The following is a 15,316-nucleotide window of genomic DNA, read 5'->3' on the forward strand; positions in this document are numbered from 1 at the left end:
CCATTACTGCACAGGGAGGGGATTAGGTGTCAAGAAAGTGGCTTGTTTTATCGATCATGACAGCTGTAATAGCAAGTTGCGGTGTCAGCTATTTTTATATGTTTCATCAACCAAACATCGAAACAACTGCACATGCAGAAGCACGAATGATACCATCGGATCATCCGGACCCTGAGATGATGCAAGAAGAAGCTGATTTTCTAGTCACGTTACAATATGGTGAATATGAAGAAGAGATTGCCTATCAAGACGGTCAGGAAAAAAAGGTCAAAGCAATCATCTCCGCACAGCACAGCTATTTAAATACTCTAGCTGGATGGGGAAGAGCAGAAGACTTAAATGTAGCAGCGACAATGTATACAAAGGAATGGAAAAAATTACGAGTTGATATAAAATGGCTTCATGACGAAGGGCTTGCTGATTCGCGCATTAAAAATGATATGAAAAATGCTCGAGCCTTTATGTATGTAGCCGAAACGGGTGACTCTATGTCGCTGCGTTATTTACATCGAATTTTTCACGATCTGGACGCCACGTTAAACGGCGCAGAGGTGGAGAAGGTCTGGGAAGTAACTCATGCTTTCGGCACATCCTCAAAACAACAAACCCTTCATAAGTACTTGCAAGGAAACTAAGAAACCAGGATCAGATGAGGACTGATCCTGGTTTCTTAGTTTAATGGGCAGAGCGTGTTGCTGCTTCGGACGAATGGACGCAATAGTCATCGGAACCGGCGCAATCAGTAACCGCGCCCACCCCTCTCTGATGTGTTCTGCCTCTACGGTGCCAACATTTTACTTTCTATTCAATAACTCATCATTCGTCCAGTCTGTGACAAACATATGGCCTGGCGCGTGTGTAATCATAAGTGGAAGCTTAGCTTCAGTTGCAGCTGCTTGAGGTGTCACGCCGCAAGCCCAAAAAACAGGAACTTCATCTTCTGCGATCTCAACAAATTCTCCGTAATCCGGCTTCTCGATTGCCGTAATGCCAATCTCAGCTGGATCGCCGATATGAACAGGGCCGCCGTGCATTTGCGGGTATTTTTCAGTGATGGCTACAGCCTTGTCAACCAGAGCCTTCTTAATAGGGCGCATCGAAACAACGAGCGGGCCAGCGAACGGACCAGCCGCTTCTGTTTGAATGGATGTGCGGTACATCGCAACATTTTTATTTAAGTTAATATGTTTTAGAGGAATATCTGATTTCACCATTTCGCTTTCAAACGTAAAGCTGCATCCGATTAAAAAGGAAACAAAATCTTTTTGCCAGTAAGATTCAATCGACGTTACTTCTGTTTCGAAAACCCCATCTTTATAGACATGGTATTTGGGGATATCTGTGCGGATATCAGAGCCTTCTGCAAGGGCAGACTTTACTTGGCCTGGTTCTAATACATCAATAACGGGACACGACTTTTGATTACGGTACGTATAGAGAAAGAAATCAAATGCATATTCTTTAGGTACGATGACTAAGTTGGCTTGTACATAATCTTGGCAGTAACCGGCAGTACTTGTATTAAACTTATTTGTTCTTATTTCTTCTCTAAAGGATACGGGACTGATCATGTTGAAAAACTCCTTGTCTGCATATATTTATATCAGTATTACATAAAAGCTTTCTTTATCAAAATAAAGCAATATTCTCTATAAGTCAAATAATTCTGTCATTTTTGTTTGGTAAGATTATAGGTATTTATCCTTTCTTAATTTTAGCGCTTATCTCAAGACTTATAGCCTATTATTCTTACATTTGCTTTACACACACATAAATCAACTATATATTGTAATATGTTGTAAATGAAAATATTGGATAGAGAAGTAAGAGGGGAGAGAAAATGATGAGTGAAAATAGTGTCCGGCTAGAAGTAGAGAACCATAATGCAAGCATTGAAGAGGCTTTTGTTGGAAAAAACTATACTACATATTACAAGAAAAAATGGAATGAAATGGACGAGAAGAAAAGACAGACATCGTGGAATTTTGCTGCTTTTTTCTTAAGTTTATTTTGGTTAGGCTATCGTAAAATGTATCGTTACATTTTTATTATCATGGGACTATTTCTTGCAGTCGATCTGCTGATTTTCTTAGCAGCTTCAGGAGATGAGGCTATGGTGATGCGATTAAATAACTCAGTCGGAATGGGGTTAGCGGTTGCTACAGGATTATTTGGAAATTATATGTATCGCCTCCATATGAATAAGCAGATTGAGTTAACCGCAGCGAGTACCACAGAACTAGAAAAGCAAGAAGCAATGCTCAGAAAAAAAGGCGGAAGAAGCTGGCTTGGAGTATTAAACACGGTTCTAATTTTTATAGGCTACCTGATTATTACGACTGTTTTATTCGGTTAATCATCGTTATCTAATGATTTTTTTAGAGTGCTCTCTTTATAAAGGGAGCACTTTTTACTTTATATAAGGTACACTTATAAGTAAAAGATTGGATGGAAGGGAGTGGTGGAATGACAAGTAAATGGAAGGCGTTAGGATGGATTGCAGCAGCTGAGCTGTTTGCACTTAGCCTTTGGTTTAGCGGATCTGTGGTTGCTTTTGATTTAATCGAGGTGTGGGGAGTGAACGAGGGCTTGTCACCTTGGTTATCTGCTGCTGTACCTGCAGGTTTTGTGATTGGAGCGCTGATCAGTTCGTCTATAGGGTTGGCTGATCGCTTTAATACGAGGTATGTGTTTGCCCTTGCTGCGTTATTCGGTGCTCTTTTTAATGGGTTAATTCTATTTACAGACCAAGCAATCATTGGAATCTTATTAAGGGTGTTAACCGGCGTCATGCTTGCTGGAGTTTATCCTACGGCGGTTAAGCTGTTATCGCAGTGGTTTCCTGCAAAAAGAGGCTTGGCTATAGGAGTACTTATTGCTGGCTTAACAATGGGATCTGCAATGCCGCAATTTTTCATTACGTTCATTGGAGGCCTCCATTGGCAGTATGTGATCATAGCCTGTTCAACTCTGGCAGTCATTGCAGCAGCAATCATCTATTTCATACTTGATGATGCCCCAGTTACTCAAAAGAAAACCTATTTCTCATTTAACCTCTTAAAAAGGGTTATCAGAAACAAGCCCGTGATGTTAGCGAATTACGGCTACTTCGGCCATATGTGGGAGCTGTATGCGATGTGGACTTGGCTGCCGTTATTTTTCTCAGCAAGCTTTTTAACGTATGATGCTTCTACATCATTAGCTTTTATTGCCTTTGCTTCGTTTCTATGTATTGGAGTTGCGGGAGGTGCAGGGAGTATAATAGGCGGTCTTGTAGCTGACAAAGTAGGCAGGGCACGCTTAACGATTTACTCAATGGTCATTAGTTCCCTTTGCTGTTTGACAGTAGGGTTTACATTCGGGCAGTCTATTTGGCTGACTCTTACATTAGCGATGATATGGGGGGCGTCAGTGATTTCAGATTCAGCTCAATTTTCTGCAGCTGTCTCAGAATTTGCAGAGGTGGAATATATTGGAACTGCACTAACCTTTCAAATGTGTGTCGGCTTTCTTATTACCATCTTTTCTATCAACCTAATTCCGTACGCTGAGGCTTTAATAGGCTGGGAATGGGTGTTTTCGATACTTGCAGTTGGGCCGGTTCTTGGAATTATTTCAATGATGCGCTTCAAACGTTATGAAGTTACTTAAGGTTTACTATCACCTTAGTGTGCCTATACTATGAAAAATTGATTGCTCTAGAGTAGGTGAATAGATGAAGGTTTTGATAGCAGCAGGCATCGTTGTTGTTCCTTTTTTCATGATAATCATTGAGCGCTTTTGGTATAAAGGAAGATTTCTTTTTAATGCTCTCGCTTATGCGGCGTTCGTTATTTTTGGATTTATTGCTTCGAGTGCGATTCATACGATCTTAAGAGATCAAGAAGTATTTATGACTAGTATTCACGGTATTTTCCTAAATAAGTGGTTTTTAATTAGCGGAGCCTATATCGGCTGGTATACGCTGTACAGAGTTTTACTCGTTACATTAGCTGAATACCCTGAAAATAAAGAGGATAGGACATAAAGAGTGGTTAAACAGTGAAACTTATAAATGTGTATTAACTTTGTAGGTGAGTTTTGCACTTCATTAGTAAAAAGCCTCTCTTTATATGGTTGTTGATTCCCGCTGCAGGCACACGCTTTCTTTCTTACGTGCCTCTACACTAAAAGGTCCTTATCAGGTACTCTTCTAATTGAAGTGTACGCGATAAGGACCATACTTATTTGAATGTAGAGAAGAATACACTAATTTAACACCAAAATCTCGTCAACTATATCTGTTTATCCTAATCTATCGCAACTTAAGCCTTTGCTACGACAATCTTATCTTCCCACACATCTACAGCTATTGCTTTAACTTCCTCTTCATCTAATAATAGATCCGTGATTTGATCTTCTAATTGCTCTTGAATCACACGGCGAAGCGGACGTGCACCAAATGCTGGATGGTAGCCAAGTTCTGCTATTTTTTCTTTAGCAGGTGCAGTCACTGACATTGTAATGTTTTGCTCAGATAATGTGTGTTCAAGGTCAAGGAGCAATAGGTCAACAATTTGTACAAGATTTGCTTTGCTTAGTTGGTTAAATTCGATGATCGCATCAAAGCGGTTCAAGAATTCTGGCTTGAAGTAAGCTGATAAAGCATCAAGCACGGAAGTCTCGGCAACAGCCTCGCTTGCGCCAAATCCAACTGCCTTCTTTTTCACTCCGACACCAGCGTTGCTTGTCATAATGATGACTGTATCCTTAAAGCTCACTGTTCTTCCTTGGCTGTCAGTTAAGCGCCCGTCCTCTAAAATTTGCAGGAACATATGCTGAACATCAGGGTGAGCTTTCTCAATTTCATCAAGCAGAATAATAGAGTACGGATTGCGGCGCACTTTCTCTGTTAACTGACCCGCCTCATCATGGCCTACATATCCAGGCGGCGATCCAATTAATTTAGAGACAGAGTGTTTTTCCATATACTCACTCATATCAAGACGAACCATTGCCTCTTTTGTACCAAATAATTGTTCTGCTAATGACTTAGTTAATTCTGTTTTACCCACACCAGTTGGTCCTACAAATAAGAAGGACCCGATCGGACGGTGTTTTGCTTTTAGGCCGGCACGTGAACGGCGAACGGCTTTGGCTACTTTTTCAACCGCTTTTTCTTGTCCAATGACCTTGCCGCGAAGTTGATCCGCTAGGTTTTTCATTTTTTCTTGATCGTTTGCTTGCAGTTTACCGACTGGAATCCCTGTTTTCTTCTCAATAATGGCTTCAATTTGAGCTGTGTCTACACTCGCTTTTTTATCTTCTGATTTATTTAGTTTAGCTTCTAATTTATTTAGTTTATCTTCTAGTTTTGCTTCTTCATCACGTAATTTTGCAGCTGCTTCATAGTTTTCTTCTTTTAATGCCTTGTCTTTTTCCTTATGAATTTCTGCAAGGCGTGATTCAATCTCGTCGTGGCTTGCTGCACCTGCTTGCAAGTTTAACTTCGAGCCAGCTTCATCTAATAAGTCAATCGCTTTGTCAGGTAAAAAGCGGTCTTGAATATAGCGGTGTGATAAGTTCACACAAGCTTTGATCGCATCTTCTGTGTAGCTTACTTGATGGTAATCTTCATACTTACTTTGAATACCTTTTAAAATGTTGATGGCATCTTCTATGGACGGCTCATTGACCATCACAGGCTGGAATCGACGTTCAAGGGCCGCATCTTTTTCGATTTCACGGTATTCTTTTAGCGTTGTTGCACCAACAACTTGGAGCTCGCCACGCGCTAGGGCTGGCTTTAAAATATTGCCTGCATCCATAGAACCCTCTGCAGAACCAGCACCTACTAATAAATGAATTTCATCGATAAACAGCATCACATTTTTACGTTCTTTAAGCTCAGCGATAAGCTGATTCATCCGCTCTTCAAATTGGCCGCGGATTCCTGTATTGGCAACAAGTGATGCTACATCTAATAGGATGACTTCCTTATTTAAAAGTTTTGAAGGAACATTACCTTCAACAATTTTTAATGCTAAACCTTCTACAATAGCTGTTTTACCAACGCCAGGCTCCCCAATAAGCACGGGGTTGTTTTTATTGCGTCGGTTTAAAATCTCAATCACACGCTCGATCTCTGTATCACGCCCAATCACGGGATCAATTAATCCAGCCTTGGCAGCCTGCGTCACGTTTTTCCCATATTGATCGAGGAAACCGCCTCCTCCTTTGTGCCCACCATTCATAGATTCGGCATGAGATGGATATGGTTTCGGATCATGAGCGGCTGCATTCATATGGTTGTTTGTTAATTGCTTAAATAGGTCATCGAACGGCATATGAGAAAATCCATGCCCAAAACCTGATGGAATTCCATTTGCAGCACGCATTTCTTGATAGCATGTCTGGCATAACTTAAATTGTTTTTTCTCCTGATTGAATTGCATACTAACATTCACTGTTGCTTGTCGTTGTTCGCAGTTTTGACATTTCATTAACATAACCTCCTCGATTATCATTCATTTTTTTATTCCATCGGCTGTTTATCTTGTTGAAAGGTTCATCTTGATTTTAAAGATCAAAGTTCGACTTTGACTTTCTTTGACCTTAGTTGACTTTATTATACTTTGACCTTTTTTGACTTTCAAGTGTTTTGCCTAATTTTTTTAAATTATTACCTTGCCTATATAAGTAAGCTTCACTTCGCTTTCCTTTATTAGTAGATTAATGTTTGAAATGAATCAGAAAGGACTAAAGACAATAAGAAAAACCATTTAGTAGACTTAGTAAAAGGAGGGATTCTTTTGAAAGAAAAATGTATTTATATCACTATCTTTTTAATGTTAGTGGTCTTTTTTTCATCCAGCACTCTAGCACAAACAACTGGAGAGCCTGCAGCTGATCTTGCCTTAGAAATGGTTGGTCCGAATAATCAAGGATTTATTACCTCTGAATTTGTTCAATACATATATGCAGAGGCAAGAGGAATAGATTTACCTCGGTTAGCAAGGGAGCAGCGCCAAGTAGGAGAGGAAGTTGCCCGTGAAAGCCTGCAAGCAGGAGACATTCTTTTCTTTCAAGGAAGCTCATTAATGTCAGGAATTTATGTAGGGGACGGCCGCTTTGTAGTGGTAACAAGTGGAGGAATCACAGAGATAAATCTTGATGCCAGTACTTATTGGTCAGGAATTTATGTCGGAGCTAACCGCTATTTAGAGGGTGCTGTTCCCGTGGAGGACCCTGCAGCTAGTCTTGCCTTAGAAATGATTGGACCAAATGAACAAGGGTTTTTAACTTCCGAATTTGTTCAACATGTATATGCACAGAGTAAAGGCATAGATTTGCCACGTCTTGCAAGAGACCAACTCTTAATAGGGGCTGAAGTGGAAAAAGATAAACTAGAAGCAGGTGATGTTGTCTTTTTTCAAGGAAGTTCATTAATGTCAGGGATCTATATCCAAAATGGTCAATTTGTTATTGTTACTAGTTCTGGAATTACGCAGGCTAATTTATATTCTAGTAGTTATTGGTCAGGAATTTATGTTGGAGCCAATCGCTATACCGAGGGAAGCAGTATCGAAGATTTTTCAGCAAACTTAGCACTAGAAATGGTGGGTGAAAACCATCAAGGTTTCATTACCTCCGAATTCGTTCAATACATCTATAAAGAAACTAAAGGGTTAGAACTTCCTCGGGCAGCTAGTGATCAGTGGCTGCTAGGAGAGGAAGTAGCTTTAGAAGACTTGCTGCCGGGGGATGTTGTCTTTTTCCAAGGTGCATTTTTAATGTCAGGAATCTATATAGATAATGGTCGTTTTGTCATTATAACTAGTGAGGGAATAACAGAACGGAATATGAACACGAGCGAGTACTGGTCCAATGCGTTCGTTGGAGCTAAGCACTATACGGATGAAAATCTTACTCCGCCTCCTACGTCAAATGAAATTGTCGAAAAAGCCCGTTCATTAATCGGGGCTCCTTATAACAGAAGAGGGGATAATCCTGTAGATGGTTTTAATACAGGTTCTTTTGCTTATTATGTGTACCGGGAAGTAACCGGAAGCTGGCTCTCAAAACTATCTTACGCGCAATTTGAAGCTGGTCTTGAAGTTGAACGCGATGAGCTTCAAGAAGGGGATCTTGTGTTCTTTCAGAATAATGACGAGTGGCTGACCGGAATTTATTCAGGAGATGACCGGTTTATCATAGCTGCATCAGAAGGAGTGCAGGAACGTCATTTAGACTTCCATACCTATTATTCAGATCGATATGTTGGAGCAGTAAGATATACAGACGCGATTCTCAATAAATCTAACCCAAATACGTATCTAAATCATAAAAATCCAGTCATCCAAGAGACAATGAAATATATGGGAACACCTTATCTTATGACTGGAAGTACACTCGAAGCCTTTGATTGTTCTTTCTTGATTCAAACGTCCTTTAGAGAAGGAAAAGGGATATACCTTCCAAGAATTAGTTATAGACAATGGGAAGTAGGAGAAACCATTCTGCCGGAAGGCACCAATATAGAAGAGATCACACTTGATGATCATATCAAACCTGGGGATGCTCTTTATTTTTCAGGCACATGGCAAGAAGGTATTTCACATGTCGCCATTTATTTAGGAGATAACTATATGATTCATGCAACTGGTGAAGAAGGAATGACAACAATCTCTTATATGAATTCATATTGGCGTGAACATTTCACAGGGGTTAAACGCTTTGATGATCTTTCAGTCCAACTAGATCATCCAGCGGTTTACGAGGCTTATCAAGTACTAGGAAGCCCTTATCAATTAGGTGGAGCTGATCCTGAGCAGGGATTTGATACAGGAGGGCTTACACAATATATTTACAAGCAGGCATATCAATATGATCTTCCACGCTACGGCAGCCAGCAATGGCAAGTTGGAATGGAGATACATCCTGATAATGCTGAACCTGGAGATTTGTTATTCTTTGAAGGGACGACATTGATTCCTGCAATTTATTTAGGGAATAACCAAATGGTTGTGGCTACTCAAGCAAACGGGGTGATGATTGTTGACCTCACTGTAAGCTCCTATTGGCCGCCACGACTTTATGGAGCCAGAACGTATGAAATAGAAGATGTTACTCTTGAAGCCGTTGCTGTCCTAACAGAGAATTATGTGGGAGAAGTGTTTCATGGCTCTTCTGTTGAATTTGTACAAAACATGTACCTAGAAGCTGCCAATAAACAGTTATCAGGAAATATTCATACGCTTCGTTCAGGCGGGGACTCCATTCATATTGAAGAATTAGAGCGAGGCGATGTGATGTTCTTCAGTGAAGAAACCGAAAGTAATACCCCAAGTTTTATTGGCATTTATTTAGGGGATGGTTTTTTTGCAACGTTAAGAGATCAAGTGGTAGAAAAGTATGAGATGAATGATGATATTTACTGGATTAATCGATTATTGGAAGCAAGGAGATATTAATCCTTAAGAATAGGAAGCTGTCAGCTTCCTATTTTTCTTTTTGAACAAGGAAATTCCCTCTTTGGAATCGAATTTTGTATATTGAGGGAGGATATCTTCCTTAGACATACATTCTAGGAGGACAACATGGACATTAATCAGCTTTCAAAACGCTTTATTCTTTTTGCCAATGATGAGTGTGCAGACTCTAGCAAGTTATATGAGACATTATCCAAAGAAACAGCGAAAGACGAAGAGCTTCTCATCATTTGTTCGCATGCGAAAGAGGGTCAGCCCATCCCTAATTTATTTTTTGGGGCGGTTCACTATCTTCTATTAAAAGGAGTAAGGCATGAGCTTTCGGATTATTATCTTAGTTTAGTTGAAGAACCGAAAAAATCTACCCATGCATTTGTTCACTTTAAGTCATTCTGCGAGGAGTATAAAGAAGAGATTATTCACCTTTTACAAACGAAACTCGTACAAACGAATGAAGTGCGGCGCTGTGCATATCTATATCCGAGTTTTTCTTGTATATATGAGAAAACAAACAAACCTTTGGCTTTAATTGAGATCGGTACGAGTGCCGGTCTGCAATTGCTATGTGATCAATATCAGTATTCATATGATGGGTTACATCGATATGGGAACCTTAACTCACCTTTATCTCTAAGCTCTGAAATAATAGGAGAGAATGTTCCATCGTTTAAAAAGGAAGCTTATCCTGTGCATTCTCGCTGCGGGATTGATTTGCATATTAATGATTTAAGAGACCAAGAAGACATATGCTGGCTTAAGGCATTGATTTGGCCAGAACATATGGAGAGAAGAAATGAATTTGAAGCAGCAGCCTCTATCTTAAAAGAAAGTGTAGATGAGTTGAATTTGGTAGAAGGGGACGGAATTGAATTACTGCCTCAAATAGTAGAAGGGCTGCCTCAAAATGTAACCGTTTGCGTGTTTCATACGCATGTTGCCAATCAAATGCCGTTGGAGACAAAAAAGCAGCTGCTTCAAACAATAGATGAGCTAGGAAGAGACCGAAATATCTTTCATTTGTATAATAATATTTCAGATCGATTCTTACATTTAGATTCTTATATTGATGGAAGGAAAACAGAAGAAACTCTAGCAGAAACTGCTGGACACGGCGAGTGGTTTAGTTGGAATGTTCAAGAAACAACACATGTTTGATATACATTGCTGATAGGAAAATGTTCGTGTGTTTGTCATTTATTGATTGCGAAAAAAAGGGTTTTTTTACCTCTTTCTAGTATAATATAGGTAAATTGACGGATACGTTGAAAACTTCTCTGTAAATTGGGCGCTTTGAGAAGTTGGAGTAAGTAGCGCAACCGGCCGATAAAGGGGATACTTTACATGAGCCTGTTTTCGTTAATCAAATTTTTCAAAGAAAGTCAAAACGATTGGATGGAGCAAGTAGGTCAGCTGCAAGTGAAGGTAGATGTGGCTGATTCGACGATTCATGACAAAATGAGAATGGTTCAATTGACAGAGCAAGATCTGCAAGTCATTAAAAGCATACAACCTTTAGTCATATCACATGTTAATGAGCTGGTTCGTGGTTTCTATGATACGATCCTTCTAGTGCAGGTATTAAGAGAAAAAATTGAGCAGCATAGTTCGGTAGATCGACTTGAAAGAACGTTAGAGAAGCATCTAATTGACTTATTTGAAGGGAATATTAATGAACAGTTTGTGGAGAATAGAGTGAAAGTCGCAAAGGTTCATTACAAGATTGGTGTAGAGACTTCTTGGTATATGAGTGCCTTTCAAAACCTTCAACAAGCTATGTTTCTTGTTATTTGCCGGGAGTTTGATCAAGGGTCTAATAAAATTGATGAAATTAAGCAAGTCACAACTGCAGTTAATAAATTATTTAGTTTAGAACAGCAAATTGTACTCGAAGCTTATGAAAATGAAACCGTTGCCAAAATGAAAGAACAATTTGAAGTTGGGAAAACAGAAATCCGTACTAAAATTATGGAGATTAGTGAAGGATTAGTAGCTTTGGCCGAAGAAACTCAAGCTTCAGTAGAGATTTTAAGTTCTCACTTCAATGAAGTAAGCGGAAATTCATTAGCAAGTAATGAGCAATCAATTATTGCTGAGAAAAAGGCAAATGACGGTCAAGGCCAATTAAGTGACATGCTTCATAAAATCCATTCAATTGAAGAGTATACCAATAATATGCAAAAAGCTATTAATCATCTTGGACAAGCAACAAGTGAAATTACTCATGTAATTACGATTGTAAAAGATATTGCTGAACAAACAAATTTACTTGCGTTAAATTCAGCAATTGAAGCTGCCAGAGCAGGAGAGCATGGCCGTGGGTTTGCGGTGGTATCACAAGAAGTGAAAAAGCTTGCAGAACAAACGAAGAATTCAATCAGTCAAATTGATAAATTAATCGCTAATTCAGATCACTACAAACAAGAAGTGGCACAATCATTAAGCCAGGTTATTCAAGCTGTGAAGATGGGGCTTGAGGCATCGGGACAAACCGATGTGGTGTTTGGTCAAATGGTGGAATCGATTCAACAAAGCAGCCATACCGTTATGAAAGTAAAAAACCAAATGGACGAGCTTACTCGTGTCGTAAAAGAGATAGAGAAAGCTAGTATGAACGTAGCATTATCAGCCGAGCAATTAAATGAAGCGGTTGCGACTGCTTGATTGTGCAGCATCTTACTTAGTGTAAGGTGCTTTTTTCAAAATCTTTGGTTAGACTGTTGAATGAGATAACTATGTCTTCCTAAAAAGGGGAATCCGTATGCAAAAAGAAAAGCGCAAGGCATACTGGCAAGTGTTGGCCTGGGGGCTGATTGTGGTCATTTTAGTAGGTGTATGGAGAGCGATGCAATGAGGAAATAAGAACATGATACGTTATGTGAATGATCTATTTTATAAATGGGTTCTTTTTCGGAAATAATAATGGGGCGTATAGGTTTAAAGATTTGGAAAAAGAGTAAATAGTAAGTAGGATAATTACTAGGTATAAATAAAAGCAAGCCAACTAATTGGAGGCCGAATAATGAAAAAAGAAATTGAAATGAAGATGGCTGGCGAGCTTTCACGGTTAACAAATCATACATTTAAATTTGACGAGAGAATTAAAGAGGGCTGGTACTCTGCGGTATACTTCCTTAAAACAAAAGAAATCGCGAAAAGATATAAGCCTGATAAAATAGTCACGATGCAGTTTTTTCAAAAAGAAGAGGCTGTTTTATGCGGAATTGATGAAGCGATTGCTCTTTTGCACACGTTCTCAGAAGATCCTGAAGAACTTGAAATCCATGCCTTGCATGATGGTGATAAAATCAACCCTTTTGAAACAGTTCTCACGATTAGAGGGTCCTATCATAAATTCGGCTTTTTAGAAGGAATTATTGATGGTATTTTAGCGAGACGGACAAGTGTTGCAACGAATGTATACAGGGTTGTTTCAGCCGCTAAGCATAAGCGGGTTATCTTTATGGGTGATCGTGATGACCATTTCAGCAATCAAGCAGGAGACGGCTATGCCGCGTTTATCGGAGGGATGTCTGCACAAGCTACTCATGCCATGAATGAATGGTGGGGAGAAAAGGGTCTTGGTACAATGCCCCATGCTCTTATTCAGCTGTTTAATGGGGATGTAGTAGAAGCATCAATTGCCTATCATGAAACCTATCCTGAAGATGAATTAATTGCGTTGGTTGATTACAATAATGATGTAATTACGGACTCTTTAAAAGTAGCTAGGGAATTTGGTGCTACACTAAAAGGGGTTAGAGTTGATACATCAAGAACGATGATTGATCAATACTTTATTCGTAATCAACATATTTTAGGAAGCTTCGACCCTCGTGGTGTGAATATTCCGCTTGTAAAAGCATTAAGGGAAGCCTTAAATGAGGAAGGCTATCATCATGTACAAATTGTCGTGAGCGGGGGATTCTCAGCTGAGAGAATTCGTGAATTTGAGAAGAATGATGCTCCTGTTGACGTCTATGGTGTCGGAGGCAGTTTACTAAAGCTGTCAGTTGGTTTTACCGGGGATGATGTCTTGCTTGATAATCAGCCTGAAGCAAAAGCGGGCAGAAAGTTTAATCCTAACCCGCGAATGGAAAAAGTTGAAATGCCGCACTCCTAATTCGCAGCATATGTATTCTTACAAAAGAGTGCATGTGCTTTTTTATGTGAGTAAAGAGTTGGACTGTAACAAACAAAAAGGTAACTCTGCCCTATTTGAAAAATATGTAATTTGTCTGCTTGTATTAAGAAGTGATATGATATATCATAATTTTCAGATAATCATTTGCTCTGGTCATCATAAGCTAGCCATCCGATGATCAATCAGTAAGTGGTAAGTAGGTGAAGTACATGTTCGATCAAGATTCTATCTATATTGTTGGTGAAGCAAAATCACCATCTAATAATCCGATAACCGAACAATACAAAGTATTCTTCATTGGTTTTGTGGTTGACCGGCTATCTGGAAAAATCATTGATGCTGAAGCAACGTCTATATTATCGATTACAAGCTCATTTATAAGGCACTTATTTGTCGGAAAAAATATCCGAGAGACAGATCAGATAGTGAAGGCCATTGAGGAGAAGTATTACGGCTCTTCTCAAAAAGCTGTCATTGTTGCCTTTCGTCATGCAAGTCAAAAGTTTAATCAACTACATAACGTGTAAGCTGCTTTGTCCCTTACAGGATAAAATCCAGCTAAGTTCTTTACAGAACTTAGCTGGATTTTTTTAATTGATGTCGAAGGAGTTTTTATATGAACATTCAACAAATAGATGTAACAGTGAAGGTTGTTTCTCTTAAGGAACCCTTCATAACGGCTCTTAGGACAGTGACTGAGGTAGAGGTGATTGAGGTAAAGATTACCCTGGATTCAGGGATTACAGGGGTGGGTTCGGCTGTTCCGACCTATGCCATTACCGGCGAATCAAAAGAGAGTATTATAGCTGCAATTGAACATCCAATTACAGATGCTCTTTTACACACACCTGTTTACTCATTTCAAGAAATGATAAGGCTCGTTCAAAAGAGCTGCATTCAAAATTATAGTGCAAAAGCAGCCGTTGACATGGCACTGCATGACGCTTATTCGAAAAGCTTAGGAATCGATCTGCTCGAATTCTTTGGCGGAGGCTCCATTCCTTTGCAAAATGATATGACAATTAGTCTTAGCTCAAAAGAAGAAATGAATCAGCAAATGCAGCGTCATACTAGAGCTGGTTTTACTCAGATGAAAGTAAAGCTTGGAACATCAGGAAAAGAGGACATTGCGCGGATTTTGTATTTAGCAGAGAACGCAAATGAGAACATTGAGTTTCGAATTGATGCAAATCAAGCTTGGTCACCAAAAGAAGCGATCACACTCATTCACGTTCTTGAAGCAAATCAAGTTCCCGTTCAATTTATAGAACAGCCTGTAGCAGCAGATGATTTAGAAGGGTTAAAGTACGTGAGGGAGCACGTACATCTGCCTATTATGGCAGATGAAAGCTGTAGAACTCTAAAGGATGCTCATCACATTATTAAGATGGGTGCTGCTGATATGTTGAATATAAAGTTGATGAAATGTGGGGGGCTGAATGAAGCAAGAGCCATTGCAGACCTCGCGCAAGCAGTAAGAATGCCTTGTATGGTCGGCAGCATGATGGAATCACATCTATCTGTTGCACCGATCGCCGCTTTGGCCAGCGCACATCCGAATATTACCATGGTGGACTTAGATGCACCACTTTGGTTAGAAGATGAGGAAGCAAAAAGCAATCTCTTCTATGAAGGCGGGGTTGTTTCTTGGCGCAAGTCAACAGAGGCAAGGCTTTCAATATAAATTCAAAACAGGAGGAGAATG

Annotated in this window: 12 protein-coding genes and 1 riboswitch; of the genes, 10 read left to right on the forward strand and 2 right to left on the reverse strand. The window is 39.6% G+C overall.

Going from position 1 to position 15,316, the window contains the following annotated elements; translation table 11 throughout:
* Nucleotides 1-26 precede the first annotated feature (26 nt).
* On the forward strand, nucleotides 27-635 hold the full coding sequence (locus PQ478_RS04385) for an adenine nucleotide alpha hydrolase family protein (protein WP_289235936.1): 609 nt from the start codon (nucleotides 27-29) through the stop codon (nucleotides 633-635).
* A 159-nt stretch (nucleotides 636-794) separates the two neighbouring features.
* Here PQ478_RS04385 and PQ478_RS04390 read toward each other — a convergent pair whose 3' ends face one another.
* Entirely contained in the window at nucleotides 795-1,571 is a 777-nt protein-coding gene (locus PQ478_RS04390; protein ID WP_289235937.1) for a putative hydro-lyase, read from the reverse strand.
* Nucleotides 1,572-1,840: 269 nt separating this feature from the next.
* On the opposite strand from PQ478_RS04390, the gene PQ478_RS04395 reads away from it, so the two are divergent.
* From PQ478_RS04395 to PQ478_RS04405, 3 genes are all read left to right on the forward strand, one after another.
* On the forward strand, nucleotides 1,841-2,356 hold the full coding sequence (locus tag PQ478_RS04395) for a DUF2628 domain-containing protein (protein ID WP_041822237.1): 516 nt from the start codon (nucleotides 1,841-1,843) through the stop codon (nucleotides 2,354-2,356).
* Between the two features lie 110 nt (nucleotides 2,357-2,466).
* A complete protein-coding gene (locus PQ478_RS04400) occupies nucleotides 2,467-3,651 on the forward strand; it encodes an MFS transporter (protein ID WP_289235938.1) in 1,185 nt (394 codons plus the stop codon).
* 64 nt (nucleotides 3,652-3,715) lie between these two features.
* Entirely contained in the window at nucleotides 3,716-4,027 is a 312-nt protein-coding gene (locus tag PQ478_RS04405; RefSeq protein ID WP_289235939.1) for a transposase, read from the forward strand.
* 277 nt (nucleotides 4,028-4,304) lie between these two features.
* Here the strand turns inward: PQ478_RS04405 and PQ478_RS04410 are convergent, their stop codons facing one another.
* Nucleotides 4,305-6,482, reverse strand: a complete 2,178-nt coding sequence (locus PQ478_RS04410; protein WP_289235940.1) for an ATP-dependent Clp protease ATP-binding subunit — start codon at nucleotides 6,480-6,482, stop codon at nucleotides 4,305-4,307.
* Nucleotides 6,483-6,791: 309 nt separating this feature from the next.
* Here PQ478_RS04410 and PQ478_RS04415 point away from each other — a divergent pair, with 309 nt between their 5' ends.
* The 6 genes from PQ478_RS04415 to PQ478_RS04440 all read left to right on the forward strand — a co-directional run bounded on the left by PQ478_RS04415 (nucleotide 6,792) and on the right by PQ478_RS04440 (nucleotide 15,295).
* Entirely contained in the window at nucleotides 6,792-9,452 is a 2,661-nt protein-coding gene (locus tag PQ478_RS04415) for an NlpC/P60 family protein (protein WP_289235941.1), read from the forward strand.
* A 126-nt stretch (nucleotides 9,453-9,578) separates the two neighbouring features.
* Nucleotides 9,579-10,625: a DUF2332 domain-containing protein gene (locus PQ478_RS04420; protein WP_289235942.1), complete on the forward strand. Its 1,047-nt coding sequence runs from the start codon at nucleotides 9,579-9,581 to the stop codon at nucleotides 10,623-10,625.
* 91 nt (nucleotides 10,626-10,716) lie between these two features.
* Nucleotides 10,717-10,801, forward strand: a riboswitch (cyclic di-GMP riboswitch).
* Between the two features lie 10 nt (nucleotides 10,802-10,811).
* Nucleotides 10,812-12,131 (forward strand): globin-coupled sensor protein, encoded by a 1,320-nt coding sequence (locus PQ478_RS04425; protein WP_289235943.1) that lies wholly within the window; start codon nucleotides 10,812-10,814, stop codon nucleotides 12,129-12,131.
* 358 nt (nucleotides 12,132-12,489) lie between these two features.
* A complete protein-coding gene (locus PQ478_RS04430) occupies nucleotides 12,490-13,590 on the forward strand; it encodes a nicotinate phosphoribosyltransferase (protein ID WP_289235944.1) in 1,101 nt (366 codons plus the stop codon).
* A 230-nt stretch (nucleotides 13,591-13,820) separates the two neighbouring features.
* Nucleotides 13,821-14,138, forward strand: a complete 318-nt coding sequence (locus PQ478_RS04435) for a DUF3870 domain-containing protein (protein ID WP_012957830.1) — start codon at nucleotides 13,821-13,823, stop codon at nucleotides 14,136-14,138.
* An 89-nt stretch (nucleotides 14,139-14,227) separates the two neighbouring features.
* Entirely contained in the window at nucleotides 14,228-15,295 is a 1,068-nt protein-coding gene (locus PQ478_RS04440) for a dipeptide epimerase (RefSeq protein WP_289235945.1), read from the forward strand.
* The last annotated feature ends 21 nt before the right edge of the window (nucleotides 15,296-15,316 follow it).

Source organism: Alkalihalophilus pseudofirmus (genome assembly GCF_029094545.1).
GTDB lineage: Bacteria > Bacillota > Bacilli > Bacillales > Bacillaceae_D > Alkalihalophilus > Alkalihalophilus pseudofirmus.

Excerpts from the sequence above, each read along its gene's own strand:
- PQ478_RS04420 (WP_289235942.1), top strand. The coding sequence starts at position 9,579 with ATGGACATTAATCAGCTTTCAAAACGCTTTATTCTTTTTGCCAATGAT.
- PQ478_RS04440 (WP_289235945.1), top strand. The coding sequence starts at position 14,228 with ATGAACATTCAACAAATAGATGTAACAGTGAAGGTTGTTTCTCTTAAG.
- PQ478_RS04390 (WP_289235937.1), bottom strand. The coding sequence starts at position 1,571 with ATGATCAGTCCCGTATCCTTTAGAGAAGAAATAAGAACAAATAAGTTT.
- PQ478_RS04435 (WP_012957830.1), top strand. The coding sequence starts at position 13,821 with ATGTTCGATCAAGATTCTATCTATATTGTTGGTGAAGCAAAATCACCA.
- PQ478_RS04425 (WP_289235943.1), top strand. The coding sequence starts at position 10,812 with ATGAGCCTGTTTTCGTTAATCAAATTTTTCAAAGAAAGTCAAAACGAT.
- PQ478_RS04430 (WP_289235944.1), top strand. The coding sequence starts at position 12,490 with ATGAAAAAAGAAATTGAAATGAAGATGGCTGGCGAGCTTTCACGGTTA.
- PQ478_RS04410 (WP_289235940.1), bottom strand. The coding sequence starts at position 6,482 with ATGAAATGTCAAAACTGCGAACAACGACAAGCAACAGTGAATGTTAGT.
- PQ478_RS04400 (WP_289235938.1), top strand. The coding sequence starts at position 2,467 with ATGACAAGTAAATGGAAGGCGTTAGGATGGATTGCAGCAGCTGAGCTG.
- PQ478_RS04405 (WP_289235939.1), top strand. The coding sequence starts at position 3,716 with ATGAAGGTTTTGATAGCAGCAGGCATCGTTGTTGTTCCTTTTTTCATG.
- PQ478_RS04395 (WP_041822237.1), top strand. The coding sequence starts at position 1,841 with ATGATGAGTGAAAATAGTGTCCGGCTAGAAGTAGAGAACCATAATGCA.